This window comes from Ralstonia flatus, from assembly GCF_958439105.1.
Taxonomy (GTDB): domain Bacteria; phylum Pseudomonadota; class Gammaproteobacteria; order Burkholderiales; family Burkholderiaceae; genus Ralstonia; species Ralstonia flatus.
The window spans coordinates 103,318-117,807 of sequence record NZ_CAUDLI010000010.1 but is presented as its reverse complement, the minus strand read 5'-3'; the positions used below and the strand labels follow the sequence as shown (position 1 = coordinate 117,807).

At 63.5% G+C, this 14,490-nt stretch carries 15 protein-coding genes; 2 read left to right on the top strand and 13 right to left on the bottom strand.

Annotated elements, in window-relative coordinates; genetic code table 11:
* Nucleotides 1-6: 6 nt before the first annotated feature.
* The 11 genes from hpaI to R2676_RS20740 all read right to left on the bottom strand — a co-directional run bounded on the left by hpaI (nt 7) and on the right by R2676_RS20740 (nt 10,227).
* Nucleotides 7-813 (bottom strand): 4-hydroxy-2-oxoheptanedioate aldolase, encoded by an 807-nt coding sequence (gene hpaI, locus R2676_RS20790; RefSeq protein ID WP_206273734.1) that lies wholly within the window; start codon nt 811-813, stop codon nt 7-9.
* Nucleotides 814-851: 38 nt separating this feature from the next.
* Nucleotides 852-1,655: a 2-oxo-hept-4-ene-1,7-dioate hydratase gene (gene hpaH, locus R2676_RS20785; protein ID WP_206273735.1), complete on the bottom strand. Its 804-nt coding sequence runs from the start codon at nt 1,653-1,655 to the stop codon at nt 852-854.
* 3 nt (nt 1,656-1,658) lie between these two features.
* Entirely contained in the window at nt 1,659-2,048 is a 390-nt protein-coding gene (locus tag R2676_RS20780) for a 5-carboxymethyl-2-hydroxymuconate Delta-isomerase (protein ID WP_206273736.1), read from the bottom strand.
* A gap of 10 nt (nt 2,049-2,058) precedes the next feature.
* On the bottom strand, nt 2,059-2,928 hold the full coding sequence (hpaD, locus tag R2676_RS20775; RefSeq protein WP_206273737.1) for a 3,4-dihydroxyphenylacetate 2,3-dioxygenase: 870 nt from the start codon (nt 2,926-2,928) through the stop codon (nt 2,059-2,061).
* Between the two features lie 42 nt (nt 2,929-2,970).
* A complete protein-coding gene (gene hpaE, locus R2676_RS20770) occupies nt 2,971-4,452 on the bottom strand; it encodes a 5-carboxymethyl-2-hydroxymuconate semialdehyde dehydrogenase (RefSeq protein WP_206273738.1) in 1,482 nt (493 codons plus the stop codon).
* Nucleotides 4,449-5,219, bottom strand: coding sequence for a fumarylacetoacetate hydrolase family protein (locus R2676_RS20765; protein ID WP_206273739.1), 771 nt, complete (start codon nt 5,217-5,219; stop codon nt 4,449-4,451). Before R2676_RS20765 ends, hpaE begins: the two co-directional genes overlap by 4 nt.
* Nucleotides 5,216-5,968 (bottom strand): fumarylacetoacetate hydrolase family protein, encoded by a 753-nt coding sequence (locus R2676_RS20760; protein WP_206273740.1) that lies wholly within the window; start codon nt 5,966-5,968, stop codon nt 5,216-5,218. The genes R2676_RS20765 and R2676_RS20760 overlap by 4 nt, the downstream gene beginning before the upstream one ends.
* A gap of 190 nt (nt 5,969-6,158) precedes the next feature.
* Nucleotides 6,159-6,449 carry a DUF1488 family protein gene (locus R2676_RS20755; protein WP_206273741.1) on the bottom strand — a complete coding sequence of 97 codons (291 nt, stop codon included), beginning with the start codon at nt 6,447-6,449 and terminating at the stop codon, nt 6,159-6,161.
* Between the two features lie 529 nt (nt 6,450-6,978).
* Nucleotides 6,979-8,409 carry an amino acid permease gene (locus tag R2676_RS20750; protein ID WP_027681256.1) on the bottom strand — a complete coding sequence of 477 codons (1,431 nt, stop codon included), beginning with the start codon at nt 8,407-8,409 and terminating at the stop codon, nt 6,979-6,981.
* A 196-nt stretch (nt 8,410-8,605) separates the two neighbouring features.
* The gene (gene dinB, locus R2676_RS20745; RefSeq protein WP_206273742.1) at nt 8,606-9,679 is read right to left on the bottom strand and encodes a DNA polymerase IV; all 1,074 of its coding nucleotides are present in this window, start codon (nt 9,677-9,679) and stop codon (nt 8,606-8,608) included.
* Nucleotides 9,680-9,849: 170 nt separating this feature from the next.
* Nucleotides 9,850-10,227, bottom strand: coding sequence for a hypothetical protein (locus tag R2676_RS20740; RefSeq protein WP_045786985.1), 378 nt, complete (start codon nt 10,225-10,227; stop codon nt 9,850-9,852).
* 314 nt (nt 10,228-10,541) lie between these two features.
* On the opposite strand from R2676_RS20740, the gene R2676_RS20735 reads away from it, so the two are divergent.
* The gene (locus R2676_RS20735; protein ID WP_206273743.1) at nt 10,542-11,480 is read left to right on the top strand and encodes an aldose epimerase family protein; all 939 of its coding nucleotides are present in this window, start codon (nt 10,542-10,544) and stop codon (nt 11,478-11,480) included.
* Between the two features lie 9 nt (nt 11,481-11,489).
* On the opposite strand, the gene R2676_RS20730 is transcribed toward R2676_RS20735, so the two are convergent.
* Nucleotides 11,490-11,825 carry a carboxymuconolactone decarboxylase family protein gene (locus R2676_RS20730; protein WP_027681252.1) on the bottom strand — a complete coding sequence of 112 codons (336 nt, stop codon included), beginning with the start codon at nt 11,823-11,825 and terminating at the stop codon, nt 11,490-11,492.
* Nucleotides 11,826-11,940: 115 nt separating this feature from the next.
* Between R2676_RS20730 and R2676_RS20725 the strand changes: the two genes are divergently transcribed.
* Nucleotides 11,941-12,861 carry a cupin domain-containing protein gene (locus tag R2676_RS20725; RefSeq protein ID WP_206273744.1) on the top strand — a complete coding sequence of 307 codons (921 nt, stop codon included), beginning with the start codon at nt 11,941-11,943 and terminating at the stop codon, nt 12,859-12,861.
* Between the two features lie 181 nt (nt 12,862-13,042).
* Here the strand turns inward: R2676_RS20725 and R2676_RS20720 are convergent, their stop codons facing one another.
* Nucleotides 13,043-14,467 (bottom strand): mannose-1-phosphate guanylyltransferase/mannose-6-phosphate isomerase, encoded by a 1,425-nt coding sequence (locus R2676_RS20720; RefSeq protein WP_206273745.1) that lies wholly within the window; start codon nt 14,465-14,467, stop codon nt 13,043-13,045.
* Nucleotides 14,468-14,490: the final 23 nt, after the last annotated feature.

The window sequence follows — 14,490 nt, the reverse complement described above, 5'->3', positions numbered from 1 at the left end:
CGCCCGTCAATACACGCTACCGGCTGGCTGGGGATAAGCGGCGTCGTCTCCCTTGAACGCCTTGGCCAGTTGCTCTGCGCTGCGCGCCAGCAGCGTGACATCCGTTCCGACTGCAACGAACGTCGCGCCCAGCGACAGGTAGTGCTTCGCCTGCGCCTGATCGGCTGACAGAATGCCCGCCGCCTTGCCGGACGCAACGATACGTTGAATGGCGCCGTCGATCGCGTTGCGGACTTCCGGATGCCCCGGCGCTCCAAGATGCCCCATCGACGCCGCCAGGTCGCCAGGACCAATGAAGACGCCGTCGACGCCTTGCACGGCGAGAATCGCATCGAGATGCTCAAGCGATTCCGCGGTTTCGACTTGGACAAGCGTGCACATCTGCGCATCGGCCTGGTGAAGGTAATCGTCCACGCGGTTCCAGCGCGATGCGCGAGCCAGCGCACTCCCGACGCCGCGGATACCGTTCGGGGGATAGCGCATCGCCTCAACGGCGGCACGCGCCTCGTCGGCGTTCTGGACCATCGGCACCAGCAGCGTCTGCGCCCCGATATCCAGCAGGCGCTTGATCTCGACCGGATCGTTCCAGGCAGGCCGCACGATGGGATGCGACGCGTAGGGTGCAACGGCCTGCAATTGCGCGAGCGTCGATTGCAGTTGATTCGGCGCGTGCTCGTTGTCGATCAGCAGCCAGTCGAAGCCGGCGCCGGCAACAATCTCTGCCGGGTACGGATGCGTCATTGCGAGCCACAGGCCAATCTGCGGCCGGCGCTCGGCAAGCGCGCGCTTGAAGTTGTTCACCGGAAGCTGCATGGCGAGGACATCCTTTGAGCGTTAGACGGTTAGACGGGTTAGACGAAATGGCACGCGATGCTGCCAAGCGGACCGTAGTCGCAATGGAATGTATCACCGGGCCGGGCTGGCACTGGCCGCGTGAACGATCCGCCAAGGATCACCTGCCCCGGTTCCAGCGCAACGCCGTGCGGTGCCAGCTTGTTGGCCAGCCAGACGACACCGTTGGCCGGGTGGTTCAGCACGCCGGCGGCCACGCCCGTTTCTTCGATGACGGCGTTGCGTGAAAAGATCGCGCTCACCCAGCGCAGGTCCACATCGCGCATGCGGATGGGACGGCCGCCCATCACGACGCCGGCGTTCGCGGCGTTGTCCGCAATCGTGTCGAACACCTTGCGCGGGCGCCCGCTGTCCGGATCGATCGATTGCGAACGCGCGTCGATAATCTCCAGCGCGGGGATCACGTGGTCCACCGCGTCGTACACATCGAACAGCGTCACGTCCGGCCCCTCCAGCCGCTTGCCGAGCACGAAGGCGAGTTCGACTTCCACACGCGGCACGATGAAGCGGCTGGCAGGAATCTCGCTCCCCTCGGCAAAGAACATGTCGTCGAGCAGTGCTCCGTAGTCCGGCTCGTCAATCTGCGAAGACTGCTGCATCGCACGCGACGTCAGGCCGATCTTGTGCCCCTTCAGGCGCCGCCCCGCCGCCAGCTTCATCGCAACCCACTCACGCTGGATGGCGTAGGCGTCTTCGATGGTGATGTCGGGGTGGTCAAGCGAAACCTGGCGGATCTGCCTGCGGTCAATCTCGGCCTGGTGCAGCCGGCGCGCGATGGTCTGGATGATCGTGGTGTCGAGCATGCGTCAAGCCTTGCGAAAACGCGCGTGGATGTTGTTGTGCTTGTAGCTGCCGCCCTCGTCAAACTCGGTCAGCTCCATCGACAGCGCCAGATTGCGGCGCGCAAAGGCCTCGGCAAAATGTGCCTTGACTGCCTCGAACAGCGCATCGCCGGCGGCCTTCTTGACCTCCGGTGTACGACCCGCGGCGATCTTGAGCGTGACATGGACGAAGGCGTCGTCTTCTTTGCCGTCGGCCACGCGGTAGTCGGTCAGCTTCATGGCGCGCGATCGGATCCCGCCGGTCGGAAACACGCCGTTCTGCGCCATCAGCGTCTCGTTCATCGCCTGCAGCAATTCCGGAATGCGGGCGTCGTCGCCCAGGTTGTCGGTGTATTCGACGATGACATGCGGCATGTCGCTCTCCTCAGGCTTCAACTTGTTCACGTTCGGGCAAGGGGAAGACCGCGTTGATCTGGCCCGTGCCGGAGCTGGCGAAATATTCGGTGATGACCTCGACGCCCCGGTCATAGGCGTCCCAGCCAAGCAGGCCGAGCAGCATGGCCGTGTCGTGCATGCCGCCCTCGCCTTCGCACAACGATGCGTACTCGGGCAGCATCGCGCAGAACGTCTTCCAGTCGCCCTGCTTCCATAGCTCGACCACGCGCAGGTCGACCTGCCTGAAAAACTCGCGGCTGATCTGGTGAATGGATTCTTCGGGGCTGCCGTTGTCGTTGAAGCGGTGCGAGAGCGATCCGCTGGCGAGGAACGCGACCGTGCTGTCGCTCGCCTCGATGGCTTCGAGCAGCGCGGCCCCGAAACGGCGGCTTTCATCCAGTGTGTGCCACGCGCACCAACCGGCAATCGACACGACCTTGAAGTGCTGGTCGCTGTTCATGTACCGCATCGGCACGAGCGTGCCGTATTCGAGTTCGAGGCTATGGATTTCGTGCGCACGCGTGAACACGCCGCGCGCCGTTGCCGTCTCGGCAATCGATCGGCCCAGCGCCGGATTGCCGGGATAGGCATACCGCATGTCCTTGATGAAATGCGGCAGCTCGTTGCTCGTATAGACGCCTTCGAAGCGCGCGTTGCAATTGACGTGGTAACCGGCGTTGACGAGCCAGTGCACGTCGGACACGACGATGGTGTCCACGCCCAGATCGCGGCAACGCTGTCCAATGATACGGTGGCCCTCGATGGCCGCCGCCCGGCAGCCATGGTGCTTGCCCGGCAGCTCCGACAGGTACATCGACGGCACGTGGGTGATCTTCGCGGCCAAGGCCAGCTTGCCCATGGTGTCTCCTTCCGCCCTTGTTGTGGTGTGTCCGGCCGCGCGTCAAACGCCCCAGCGCGGAATATGGTGGCTGCCCATCGAGATGCAGATGTTCTTGATTTCGGCAAACACCTCCAGACTGTACTCGCCGCCCTCACGCCCCGTACCGGACGCTTTGATACCGCCAAAAGGCTGGCGCAAGTCGCGCACATTCTGGCTGTTGACGAACACCATGCCGGCTTCGATGCCGCGCGCCACGCGGTGCACCTTGCCCACATCCTGCGTCCAGATGTACGAGGCCAGACCGTATTCCACGTCATTGGCGAGTTTCAGGCCATCGGCCTCATCCTTGAACGGGATCAGGCAAGCCACGGGGCCAAAGATTTCTTCCTGCGCCACCCGCATGCGGTTGTCGACGTTGGCCAGCACCGTGGGCGCGACAAAGTTGCCGTTCTGCAGGTGGCCGGGCAGGCCAGCGGGCTTCTCCGCGCCGCCGGCCAGAATCTTCGCGCCTTCCTGTTCGCCCAGGCGGATGTAGCCCGTGACCTTCTCCCAGTGCGCGCGCGTGATCATTGAGCCGACATGGGTTGTCTCATCCGACGGATCGCCCACCACAAGCCGCTTGGCCCGTTCGGCAAACTTGCGTACGAAATCGTCGTAGACGCTCTCTTGCACGAAGATGCGGGAGCCGGCCGTGCAGCGCTCGCCGTTGATCGAAAAGATGGTGAAGAGCGACGCATCCAGCGCGCGATCCAGGTCCGCATCGTCGAAGACCAGCACGGGCGATTTGCCGCCCAGTTCCATCGAGAATTTTTTCAGGCCGGCGCGCTCCATGATGCGCTTGCCGGTCGTCGTACCGCCGGTGAAGGACACCACCCGCACATCCGGATGACGCACCAGCGCATCGCCTGCCGTCGCGCCATAGCCTTGCACGACGTTCAGCACGCCGGGCGGAATGCCGGCTTCCAGAGCGAGGCGGCCAAGCTGGTCCGCTGTCAGCGGCGACAGCTCCGACATCTTCAGCACCGCCGTATTGCCCAGCGCCAGGCACGGCGCCACCTTCCACGTGGCCGTCATGAAGGGCACGTTCCACGGCGAGATCAACGCGCAAACGCCCACCGGCTGATACAGCGTGTAGTTCAGCATCTGGTCATCGACGGGATACGTGCGGCCGTTGACTTGCGTGCACACCTCGGCAAAGAAATGGAAGTTCTCGGAAGCGCGCGGAATGAGCTGCTTGCTCGTCTGCGCGATCGGCAGCCCGGTGTCCATCGTCTCCAGCGCGGCCAGGTGCGGCACGTTCTGTTCGATCAGCTCGCCCAGTCGGCGCATCAGCTTGGCGCGCTGCTTGGCCGGCGTGTTGGCCCAGGCGGGAAATGCCGCCTTGGCCGCCGCGACCGCCGCGTTGATCTCCGCCTCACCGCCCGATGCCACCTCGGTAATGGCTTCGCCCGTGGCTGGATTGGTCGTGACGAAACGCTCGACGCTGTCGATCTGGCGGCCGTCGATCCAATGCTTGACAGGGTCCATGTTGACGCGGCTCATACGGGCTCCTTGTTCGGTGCTTCGGCAACGATGGTGCTCACCAGCCTGCCGATGCCTTCAATTTCGGTGATGACTTCGTCGCCGGGTTGCGTATCGGCCAAACCCTCGGGCGTGCCAGTCAGAATCATGTCGCCGGGGCTGAGCGTCATGAAACTGGAGAACCACGCGATCAACGCAGGGATGTCGAAGATCATGTCGCGCGTGCTGCCTTCTTGCGTGACACGACCGTTGACGGTGGTGCGCAGCGCGAGGCGCATCGGATCGGGCACATCGTCGCGGTCGACGAGCCATGGCCCGATGGGCGTACACGTGTCGCGGCTCTTCACGCGCAGGTTCGGGCGGTAGTAGTTCTCGAGGTAATCGCGGATGGCGTAATCGTTGGCCACCGTATATCCGGCCACATATTCGTAGGCATGTTCGCGCGGCACGTTGCGGGCGGTCTCGCCGATCACCACGACCAGCTCGCATTCGTAATGCATGAACGCCACCCCATCCGGACGCACGGTGCGAGCGCGATGGCCGATCAGCGTGTTCGGTCCTTTCAGGAACGCGAGCGGCTCCTCGGGCGCCTTGAAGGCCAGCTCCTTGGCGTGGTCGGCGTAGTTCAGGCCCAGCGCGAAGATGGTGCGCGGCTCGACCGGCGGCAACCAGACGACCTCGGTTTCATGCAGGATGCGGCCGTCGGCCAGTCGCAGGTGGGTGTCATCGCCCGGCATGGCCGTGACGTGATGGATGGCGCCGTCATAGGCAATACGCGCGTGCTTCATCGCGAGGCCTCCTGCGCGTGGCGAACCAGGGCTGTCGTCAGCGTACCGATGTGGGCGATGTCGATATCGATGCAATCCCCGGCGCGCGCCAGCGGCGGATTCTCCGGCATGCCAACGAGCAGCACGTCGCCCGCTTCCAGCGTCATGAAGGCCGTCACGTCGGCAAGCAGTTGCCCGATTGGCCGCACCAGGGTCGAAGTGTTTGCGCGCTGCTTGATCTCTCCGTTGATGCGCACGGCGATATCGAGCGCATCGGCATCAGGCACATCGTCGCGGTCAACCATCCATGGCCCCATCGGGCAGAAACCATCGCGGCACTTGTGGCGGATCGCCGGTCGGTAGTAGCTCGCATGCGGCACGCTCAGGTCGTTGACGATGGTGTAGCCGGCGATGACATCTGCAGCGCGCTGCGCAGGCACGCGCGTGGCAGTCCGTCCGATCACCACGCCCAGGCAAGCACCCGCCCAGACGCTCTCGACATCGGCCGGCAGCACAACATCATGACCATGGCCGATACGCGTGTTGGCGGGCTTGAGATACAGAATGGGCGCCTTGGGCGGTGCCTGGTAAGGCGGCGCAGACAGCGCGTCGCCCAGCGCATCGAGTTCTCCGCGGTAGTTGAGCAAGGTCCCGACGACCGTGCCTTCGACCGGCGGCAGCCAGCGCCAGGAATCAGCGGGTTCCGTGGCAGACGCAAACACGGTTTCCCGTACCCGGCCGTCCGGCAATGTCACTCTGGCTCGCCGCATTGCGCCTCCTCCTGGCTCATATAATTAACATGTTAATAATCGAGGCGGATTGCAGCCGTGTCAAGTCGGGAAACTGCGGCGCCATGAAAAAAGCCGGTCACACGGACCGGCTTTTTTCAGGCGGCGGACGCGCTGTCCGCCATGCAGACTCATCGGCCAAGCCGATGTCTACGCGGGCAATCGATCAGACTCAAGCCACGGCAATGTGCGCGCGCTTGACCACGACCGGTTGCGGCAAATCCTCCAATCCATTAGATCGCTGGACGCCGTCTGCAATCAGCACGCGCGCGGCATCCTGGATCCGTTCTTGGCCAGCCTCGAAGGCTGCCTGCAGCGACAACACCTGGTCACCTTCCAGGCCTTCCCAAAGCGCCTCACGCGTTGCCACGCAAGTCACCTTTTCGCCGTCGACGAGTGCGTCGAACAGCAGGCCTTCGTTGTTGATGTCGTACGCCTCTTTCTTTTCGAACTTGATTTCCATCGTCAAAGCCCTCCGATTGCAATGGACAACAACGCACACGCTGTTGCGTGGAAACCGTGCGGGGGGGCCGGCAAGGTTTCGTCAGACATGGGTCTGGCTGCGCAAATCATTTTAACCACAGCTTGGGATGCACGTGCGAGCGCGATTTCGAGCATCGCAGCTTTCGAGCGCGGGCTTGAAGCTACCATCCCAGGCGGGATCAGGCCTTGTGGGGCCCACGGTCACAGCTATGCTTTTTTGTCAGGGTCGCGCACGTGCCCGTTGAGCAAAGCGAAAGCCACATGCAAGGCGCGTGCCGGATACAAAGCCAAGACGCGCTTGCTAATGCAACCACATGATTGGCGACACGTTGATGTCAGTGCGGGAAGCGCTGAAAACCGTGCCAAAAAAAGTGCGCTCTTTGAACGCAATACACCGGCGTTGTAATAGTTGCGCACCGGCTGAGGCGAATTCTCCTCAACCGGCGGCCCTGACGACAGTGGCACCCGCGTGGCAGCCATGTCGTCAGGGAATGGACGCGCTGTTCCGATCAGTGCACCGTCTCGGAAACCGGCGCTGCGCCGTGCGTCGATCCGTGCAGCAGCGAACGGCGGCGCGCATAGCCGAAGTACACCAGCAAGCCAATCACGACCCACACGACGAAGGCGATCCAGGTGACGGCCTGCAGATGGCTCATCAGGAACAGGCACAGGCCGATCGCCAGTAGCGGCACGACCGGCACGCCAGGGCAGCGGAAGCCGCGATGCAGGTCCGGACGCGTACGGCGCAGCACCAGCACAGCCACGGCGATCAACGAGAAGGCCGCGAGCGTGCCGATGTTGATGAGTTCAGCCAGCACGTTCAGCGGAACAAAGGCGGCAATCAGCGCAAACACAATGCCGACCACCCAAGTATTCAGGAACGGCGTCGAATAGCGCGGATGAATGTGCGACAGTCGCTTGGGCAGCAGACCGTCGCGCGACATGGCGAAGATGATGCGGGTCTGGCCGTACGCCATCACGAGGATCACGGTCGTCATGCCGATGATGGCGCCCAGGTCGACAAAGCCCGCCACCCAGCTTTCACCGGCCACTTGCAACGCCAGCGACACGGGGTGATCCACGCCCGCAAACTTCGCGAACGGGACGATGCCCGTCATGATGGCGGCCACCAGCACATAGAGAATCGTGCAGACTGCCAGCGAACCGATGATGCCGATCGGCAAATCGCGTTTGGGATTGCGCACCTCTTCCGCCGCAGACGTCACCGCATCGAAGCCGATGAACGCGAAGAACACGATGGCGGCGGCGCCAAACACGCCTTCCATGCCGAACGGCATGAACGGCTGCCAGTTGGCCGGCTGCACATGCCGCACACCCACGGCGATGAACAGCAGCACGACTGTCACCTTGATCGCCACCATGATGTTGTTGGCGCGCGCCGATTCACGAATGCCGAACGACAGCAGCGTCGTGATCAGCAGCATGATCACCAGGGCCGGCAGGTTGAACAGCGTCTGCACGCCCGGAATCGCGCCCGGTGCAGCGGTGAGCGCCACCGGCAGATGCAGGCCGAAGCCTGACAGCAGCGACTGGAAATAGCCGGACCAGCCCACCGAAACAGCGGATGTGGCCAGGCCGTATTCGAGCATCAGGTCCCAGCCGATGATCCAGGCGACCAGTTCGCCCATCGTGGCGTAGGCGTACGTATAGATGGAGCCCGACACGGGAATGGTCGAGGCGAATTCGGCGTAGCACAGCGCGGCAAACCCGCAAGCGAGCGCTGCGACGATGAAGGACAGCGTGAGCGCCGGCCCGGCCGTCAGCGCGCCGGTGCCGGTCAGCACGAAGATGCCGGTTCCGATGATGGCGCCGACACCCAGGAAGGTCAGGTCGAGGGGTCCGAGGACTTTCTTCAGGCCGGTGTCGCTGTGGCCCGTGCGGATCATGTGATCCACGTTCTTGGTACGAAACAAACTCATTACTGCGTCTCCTGTCTGCGTGCGGCCGAATGTGACGGCATGCACTGTCGCGCACGTGTGATGCGCGGCGGCGGATTATGCAAAAAAGCGGGCATTCTACCCGCAGGCGACATTCCGCCCTTCTATCGCCGGGATGCAGACAGGAAAATAGGACAATTCCCAACCGATTGCCGCGTGGCCGCGTGGAGCAGCAGCCTTATTCGGCGGCGGCCGGGTCTTCGGCAAACAGCGGCTGCTGCCGCGCATGCGCGTCGGACTCATACAACCGCACGCCCACGCCAAGCAACCGCACGGGAATGCCGCGGCGCTCAAACCCCTGAGTGAGCAACTTGGAGAACACCGGCAAAGACACTTGCGGCGAGATGCACTCCACCGTCGTGCCGCGAAAATCGGCAAAACGCAGCTTGACGTAGGTCTTGTGGATCATGTTTCCCGCGCGAGCACGTTCGACGCGGGCGGCAAGCTGCTCCACGAGAACGATCAACTCACGCTGGCAGTCTTCGAGCGTGCGCAGATCGGTGGCGTAGGTTTCTTCCACGCTGACCGACTTGCGAATCTGCGAAGGTTGCACCTGCCGATGATCAATGCCGCGGCAAAGGTCGTGCAGCCGGAAACCGAACACGCCGAAATGCTGCTGCAAGCGGTCGGTGCCCCAGGCGCGCAAGTCGCCGCAGGTTTCCGCCCCGAGGCGACGCAGCTTGGCGGCCGTCACCTTGCCCACGCCGAACAGGCGGTCGACGGGCAGTTCGGCAACAAACGCGTCGATCTGCTCGGGCCGCACGACGAACAGGCCATCAGGCTTGTTCCAGTCGCTGGCGATCTTGGCGATGAACTTGTTGGGCGCAACGCCCGCGGACACGGTAATGCCGATCTCTTCGCGCACGCGGCGGCGGATGTCTTCAGCGATGCGGGTGCCGCTGCCCGCGAGCATCGGGCTGTCGGTCACGTCCAGATACGCCTCGTCCAGCGAGAGCGGTTCCACCAGCGGCGTGTAGCTGTGATAGATGGCGAAGATCTGGCGCGCGACCTCGCGGTACTTCTCCATGGACGGCGGCACGATTAGCAAGTCTGGGCAACGCTTGACGGCCTGCGCCATGGGCATCGCCGAATGGATGCCGAACTTGCGCGCTTCGTAATTGCAAGTCGCGACCACGCCGCGCCGTTCCGGCCGCCCACCGACGGCCAGCGGCTTGCCGACGAGGCGCGGATCGTCGCGCATTTCGATGGCAGCGTAGAAACAATCGCAGTCGCAGTGGATGATCTTTCGCACGGCACAAGGCCAGAACCGGCTGCGGGAGGCAGCATCGGCGTCGGGCTTGCTCGTTCAGGAGGAACGCAAGCGTATCAGCTTCCGCGGGCCGCGCACGCAACGCGGCGCAACAATGCATTTCGCCGATATTGCAACGCAACATCGGCGAATGAAGGGATCGGAAAAGCGGCTTAGCGGCCGATATCGTGCGCCACGGCGCCGAGTTCGTCATTCAGGGCGCGCTGCTCGTCGCCGGACAAGCCGCCGCGATGCTGGCTGGCCATGTCGTTGGCTTCCTGGCGGATGCGGCGCAGGCGGTCGCGCAGGCCATCCGCGCGATACGGGTCGATGTAGCCCTCTGATTGGCGAACGTCGATGCGGTGGAATTCTTCTGCGAGGCGACCTTGCACCTGGTCGAAGCGCGCGCGCGGATCCACCGGTGCAGGTGCCGCGACCGGAACCGGCTCGCGCACCACCACCGTACGCGTGGGCTGCGGCGGCGCCACGACACAACCGGCCATGGAGGCCGCCAGGACTGCGCACAGGGTCAGACGCGGAAGAATCGACATGTTTGGGCTCGTATCGTCGTTGTAGAAACGCGCAGTTGCGCGAGAACTGGCGCTTATCTTACGAACCGCTTCCCACAAAGCTGTGACGATTGGTAACAGCAGATTACGTCCGCAACATCTCCGGTGGCTCGACGGGCGGCGGGGGTTCATCGGGCGATGGCAGATCCGGCGGAATGCCCGGTGGCGACGGCTCGTCGGGCGGGGGAACGGTATGTGCGGGCAGCACGCAATTGACGGACATGGTTTCCCTCCGGGCAAAACGCATTGACAATCTAGTACGCGATTCCCATGCCAACAAGCCACCTCGCCCGCCTATGCACGAACTGCCCACCGCCCGCTTCCAGGACCGCACGCTCATCCGCATCGGTGAGTCGCACGCCAATGGCTCCATGCTGCTGCTCGCGCCCGATGCCGGCGGGCGGCTCGTGCGCTGGCGCCATCGTGGCGAAGACATTCTCTTCTGGCCCGAGCCGGCCGATTGGTCGAACCCAGCCAAGGTCCGTGGCGGCAATCCGCTGCTGTTTCCCTTCATCGGCCGGCACTTCGCAGAAGGCGAGATCGGCCGCTGGCGCGACGCGCGCGGGCAACTTCACGCCCTGCCGCAACACGGCTTCGCACGCGACTTGCCGTTCGAGGTGGAAGACGCAAGCGACGCGCACATCGTTCTGTTGCTGCGCGACAGCCCCGAGACGCGTCAAGGCTATCCGTTCGCCTTTGAGTTTCGCGTGACGTACCGGCTGATTGATGATGGGCTCGAGGCGACCTTCTCGGTCAAGCATCTGAACGAAGGTGACGCGCATGCTCCGATGCCTTTCTACGCCGGCCATCATTTCTACCTGGCGCTGCCGCATGCATTGCGCGGCGCGACCGAGCTGTTGATGCCACCGGCACGGCTGTCACGCCAACTGCCCGATGGCAGTCTCGACCGCCCCGAGCCCGGGCGCAGGACTTACCAGCTCGACGACCCGGCGCTGCAAGACCGTTATCACCTGCTCGATGACGCTGGTGCTGCAACGCTGGTCATTCCGCCGCACCCGGAAGCACCGCTTGGCCGCCGCATTCGTTTCGAAGTCGACGGCGCGCCGGTGCCCTGGCACGCCATCACCACGTGGACGGAAAGCGCCACGTCCGACTTCTACTGCGTCGAACCGTGGATGGGCCTGCCGAATGCAATCCACCACGGCGAGGGCCTGCACCTGCTCGCGCCGGGCGAGGCGCGGCAGGCCACCTGCCGTCTGCGGATCGCCCGGTAGCCGACGCGCTCAGGCCTTTTCGTAGGCCTGCACCGCATCCATCACGCGCGCCGAATACACCAAAGCCGCCCCGGCATTGAGCGAGATCGCCACGCTCAGCGCGTCGGCAATCTCCTCGTGGGTTGCGCCATGCTTGATGGCCTCGGCGGTGTGCACGGTGATACAGCCATCGCAGCGCGTGGTCACCGCCACGGCCAGCGCGATCAGCTCACGCGTCTTCGCGTCAAGGCTACCCGTCGAGGCAGCCGACAGCGTCTTGTAGCCCTTGACGGTATCCGGCGTGATCTGTCCGATCTCGCCGATGCGACCCAGCAATTCCTTCCGATACTCGACCCAGTTCAGCATGATGTGCTCCGGTGGTGTGGCGCTGACCCGGTGTCGGCGCCGTTGGAAAGAGTATTGTCTTGATGCGTGATCCGTTGAATACTTAATCAACGCAATTTCTGTCGAAATCGTCTCAATGGACGCGCTCAGCCAATTCATTCAGCTCACACGCCCGCAGGCCAGCCTGGATTTGCGCTGCCTGTTCCAGGGGCGATTCTCGATCCCGCATGATCCGGAGCCGAATGGGCAAGCGCTGTTTCACCTCGTGCTGTCCGGCTGTTGCCGGGTCGACACCGGCGGCCGCACGCTCACGCTGCGCGAAGGCGATTTCATCCTGTTCCCACGCGGTGAAGCCCACACGATTCACGACTCAAGCACTGCGGAGGCGCGGATTCCCAAGCCGCGCACCTCGCACGACGGCATGCTGCCGCTTCGCCAAACCGGCCGGGGCGCGGTTGACGTGGATCTGCTTTGCGGCCGCTTCGTTCACGAGCGGGGCTCGACCACGCTGCTGGTTCGCACACTGCCCGACCCGCTGCATGTGTCATTGAGTGATAGTGCGTCGTTTCCGGCGCTGCAAGCACTCATTGGGCTGATGCGCGACGAAGCCGAAACGCGCGCACCGGGCGCGCTGGCGATCGTCACCGCGCTGAGCCAAGCGCTGCTGACGATGGCGCTGCGCGCCTACGGTCAGCGAGAAAACGCGAGGCCCGGCACGCTGACGCTGCTGTCGGACGCGCGCCTGGGGCCGTCCGTACAAACCATGCTCAGCGCGCCCGAGCGCGCGTGGACCATCGACGCCCTCGCCGACCTCGCGGCCATGTCACGCGCCACCTACGCGCGGCATTTCAAGGCACGTGCCGGCATGACGGTATGGGATTTCCTCACGCGCGTACGCATGACGCTGGCCTGCGACGCGTTGGTTCATACACGGCTCGGCGCAGGCGAAATTGGCGCGCGTGTCGGCTATCAATCCGAAGCGGCGTTCGGCAAGGCGTTCAAGCAGCACCTGGGGATGACGCCTGCGCGGTATCGGAGAGAGATCGGACTGACGTGAGCGACCGGGGTACAACACCTGCGCGCGTGCGAACGGAGTTGCAGGCCCGCGGCTGGCGCTACACACGAAAAAGCCCGCGTCATCCTTCGACGACGCGGGCCTCGCGTGTGCCGTGGGGCAGAAAATTCGGACTTTCGAGAACCGGCCCGAAGCGACTGGATCTCTCCGATTCAGATCGCTCCTAGGCGACGCGCCCGTAGTGGTCCTCAAAACGAACGATGTCGTCTTCACCGAGGTAAGAACCGGATTGCACTTCAATCAGTTCAAGCGGAATCTTGCCCGGATTTTCCAGACGGTGCGTCACGCCCAGCGGGATATAGGTGGACTGATTTTCCGACAGCAACAGGACCTGATCGCCATTGAAAACCTTGGCGGTACCACACACTACGATCCAGTGTTCGGCGCGATGGTGGTGCATTTGCAGGCTGAGCGACGAGCCAGGATTGACGATGATGCGCTTCACCTGGAACCGGTCGCCCTGATCGATCCCCTCGTACGAACCCCACGGGCGGAACACCTTGCGATGCGTGATCGATTCATGCCGGCCTGAGCTGTTCAGTCGCTCGACGACCTTTTTGACGTCCTGCGCCCGATCACGGTGCGACACCAGGATTGCGTCAGCGGTTTCCACAATCACCAGGTCCTTCACGCCCACCGCCGCCACCATGCGGTGCTCGGCGCGCACGTAGGTATTGCTCGTATCCTCGGTCAGTACGTCGCCAAACAATGCATTGCCGTCTTCGTCGGCGTTGGCGATCTCAGCCAGGGCCGTCCACGAACCGATGTCGTTCCAGCCGAGGCCAGCCGCCTTCACGACGGCAGCGCGTGCGGTCTTTTCCATGACGGCATAGTCGATCGACAACTTGGGGCTGGCCCCGAAGGCTTCTGCGTCGAGTCGCACGAAATCTGCGTCGCGCTTGGCAGCGTTGAGCGCGAGTTCTGCCTGACGCAGAATGTCCGGCGCGTGCTGGCGCAGTTCGTCCAAGTACGCAGACGCCTTCAGCATGAACATGCCGCTATTCCAGTAGTACCCACCCTCTTCGAGCAGGCGCGCGGCAGTGGCGGCATCCGGCTTTTCGACAAATCGTTCGACCTTGTACGTACCATCGCCCGCACCCAGGGCTTCGCCACTGCGGATGTATCCATAGCCCGTGTGCGGCTCAGTGGGCTCGATGCCGAAGGTAACAAGGAAGTTGTCCCTAGCAACGCCAGCTGCAACGTTTGCGAGCTGGCTGAACACAGCGTCATTCTGGATCACATGGTCTGACGGCAGCACCAGGAGCAGCGCGTCGGGCGCCGCCTGCTGGGCAATCAGGGCCGATACTGCTACGGCGGGTGCCGTATCGCGGCCCACCGGCTCGAGCACGATGGCCGAAGGTTGCACAGCGATGCTGCGCATTTGCTCGGCCACAATGAAGCGCTGATCTTCATTGGTGATCATGATCGGCTCAGCAACATTGTCGATACCGCGCAAGCGCAACGCGGTCTGCTGCACTAGCGTGTGCTCGCCAGTGAGCTTGAGATACTGCTTCGGATATCCGCCGCGCGACATTGGCCAGAGACGGGTACCGCTACCCCCACACAGAATGACGGGGTAAATGTTCATATCAACTCCCTAAAAAAGTCACC

What these genes read in the sequence shown, in the direction of transcription:
- hpaI (WP_206273734.1), bottom strand. Translation starts at nt 813, where the DNA reads ATGCAGCTTCCGGTGAACAACTTCAAGCGCGCGCTTGCCGAGCGCCGG.
- hpaH (WP_206273735.1), bottom strand. Translation starts at nt 1,655, where the DNA reads ATGCTCGACACCACGATCATCCAGACCATCGCGCGCCGGCTGCACCAG.
- R2676_RS20780 (WP_206273736.1), bottom strand. Translation starts at nt 2,048, where the DNA reads ATGCCGCATGTCATCGTCGAATACACCGACAACCTGGGCGACGACGCC.
- hpaD (WP_206273737.1), bottom strand. Translation starts at nt 2,928, where the DNA reads ATGGGCAAGCTGGCCTTGGCCGCGAAGATCACCCACGTGCCGTCGATG.
- hpaE (WP_206273738.1), bottom strand. Translation starts at nt 4,452, where the DNA reads ATGAGCCGCGTCAACATGGACCCTGTCAAGCATTGGATCGACGGCCGC.
- R2676_RS20765 (WP_206273739.1), bottom strand. Translation starts at nt 5,219, where the DNA reads ATGAAGCACGCGCGTATTGCCTATGACGGCGCCATCCATCACGTCACG.
- R2676_RS20760 (WP_206273740.1), bottom strand. Translation starts at nt 5,968, where the DNA reads ATGCGGCGAGCCAGAGTGACATTGCCGGACGGCCGGGTACGGGAAACC.
- R2676_RS20755 (WP_206273741.1), bottom strand. Translation starts at nt 6,449, where the DNA reads ATGGAAATCAAGTTCGAAAAGAAAGAGGCGTACGACATCAACAACGAA.
- R2676_RS20750 (WP_027681256.1), bottom strand. Translation starts at nt 8,409, where the DNA reads ATGAGTTTGTTTCGTACCAAGAACGTGGATCACATGATCCGCACGGGC.
- R2676_RS20740 (WP_045786985.1), bottom strand. Translation starts at nt 10,227, where the DNA reads ATGTCGATTCTTCCGCGTCTGACCCTGTGCGCAGTCCTGGCGGCCTCC.
- R2676_RS20735 (WP_206273743.1), top strand. Translation starts at nt 10,542, where the DNA reads ATGCACGAACTGCCCACCGCCCGCTTCCAGGACCGCACGCTCATCCGC.
- R2676_RS20730 (WP_027681252.1), bottom strand. Translation starts at nt 11,825, where the DNA reads ATGCTGAACTGGGTCGAGTATCGGAAGGAATTGCTGGGTCGCATCGGC.
- R2676_RS20725 (WP_206273744.1), top strand. Translation starts at nt 11,941, where the DNA reads ATGGACGCGCTCAGCCAATTCATTCAGCTCACACGCCCGCAGGCCAGC.
- R2676_RS20720 (WP_206273745.1), bottom strand. Translation starts at nt 14,467, where the DNA reads ATGAACATTTACCCCGTCATTCTGTGTGGGGGTAGCGGTACCCGTCTC.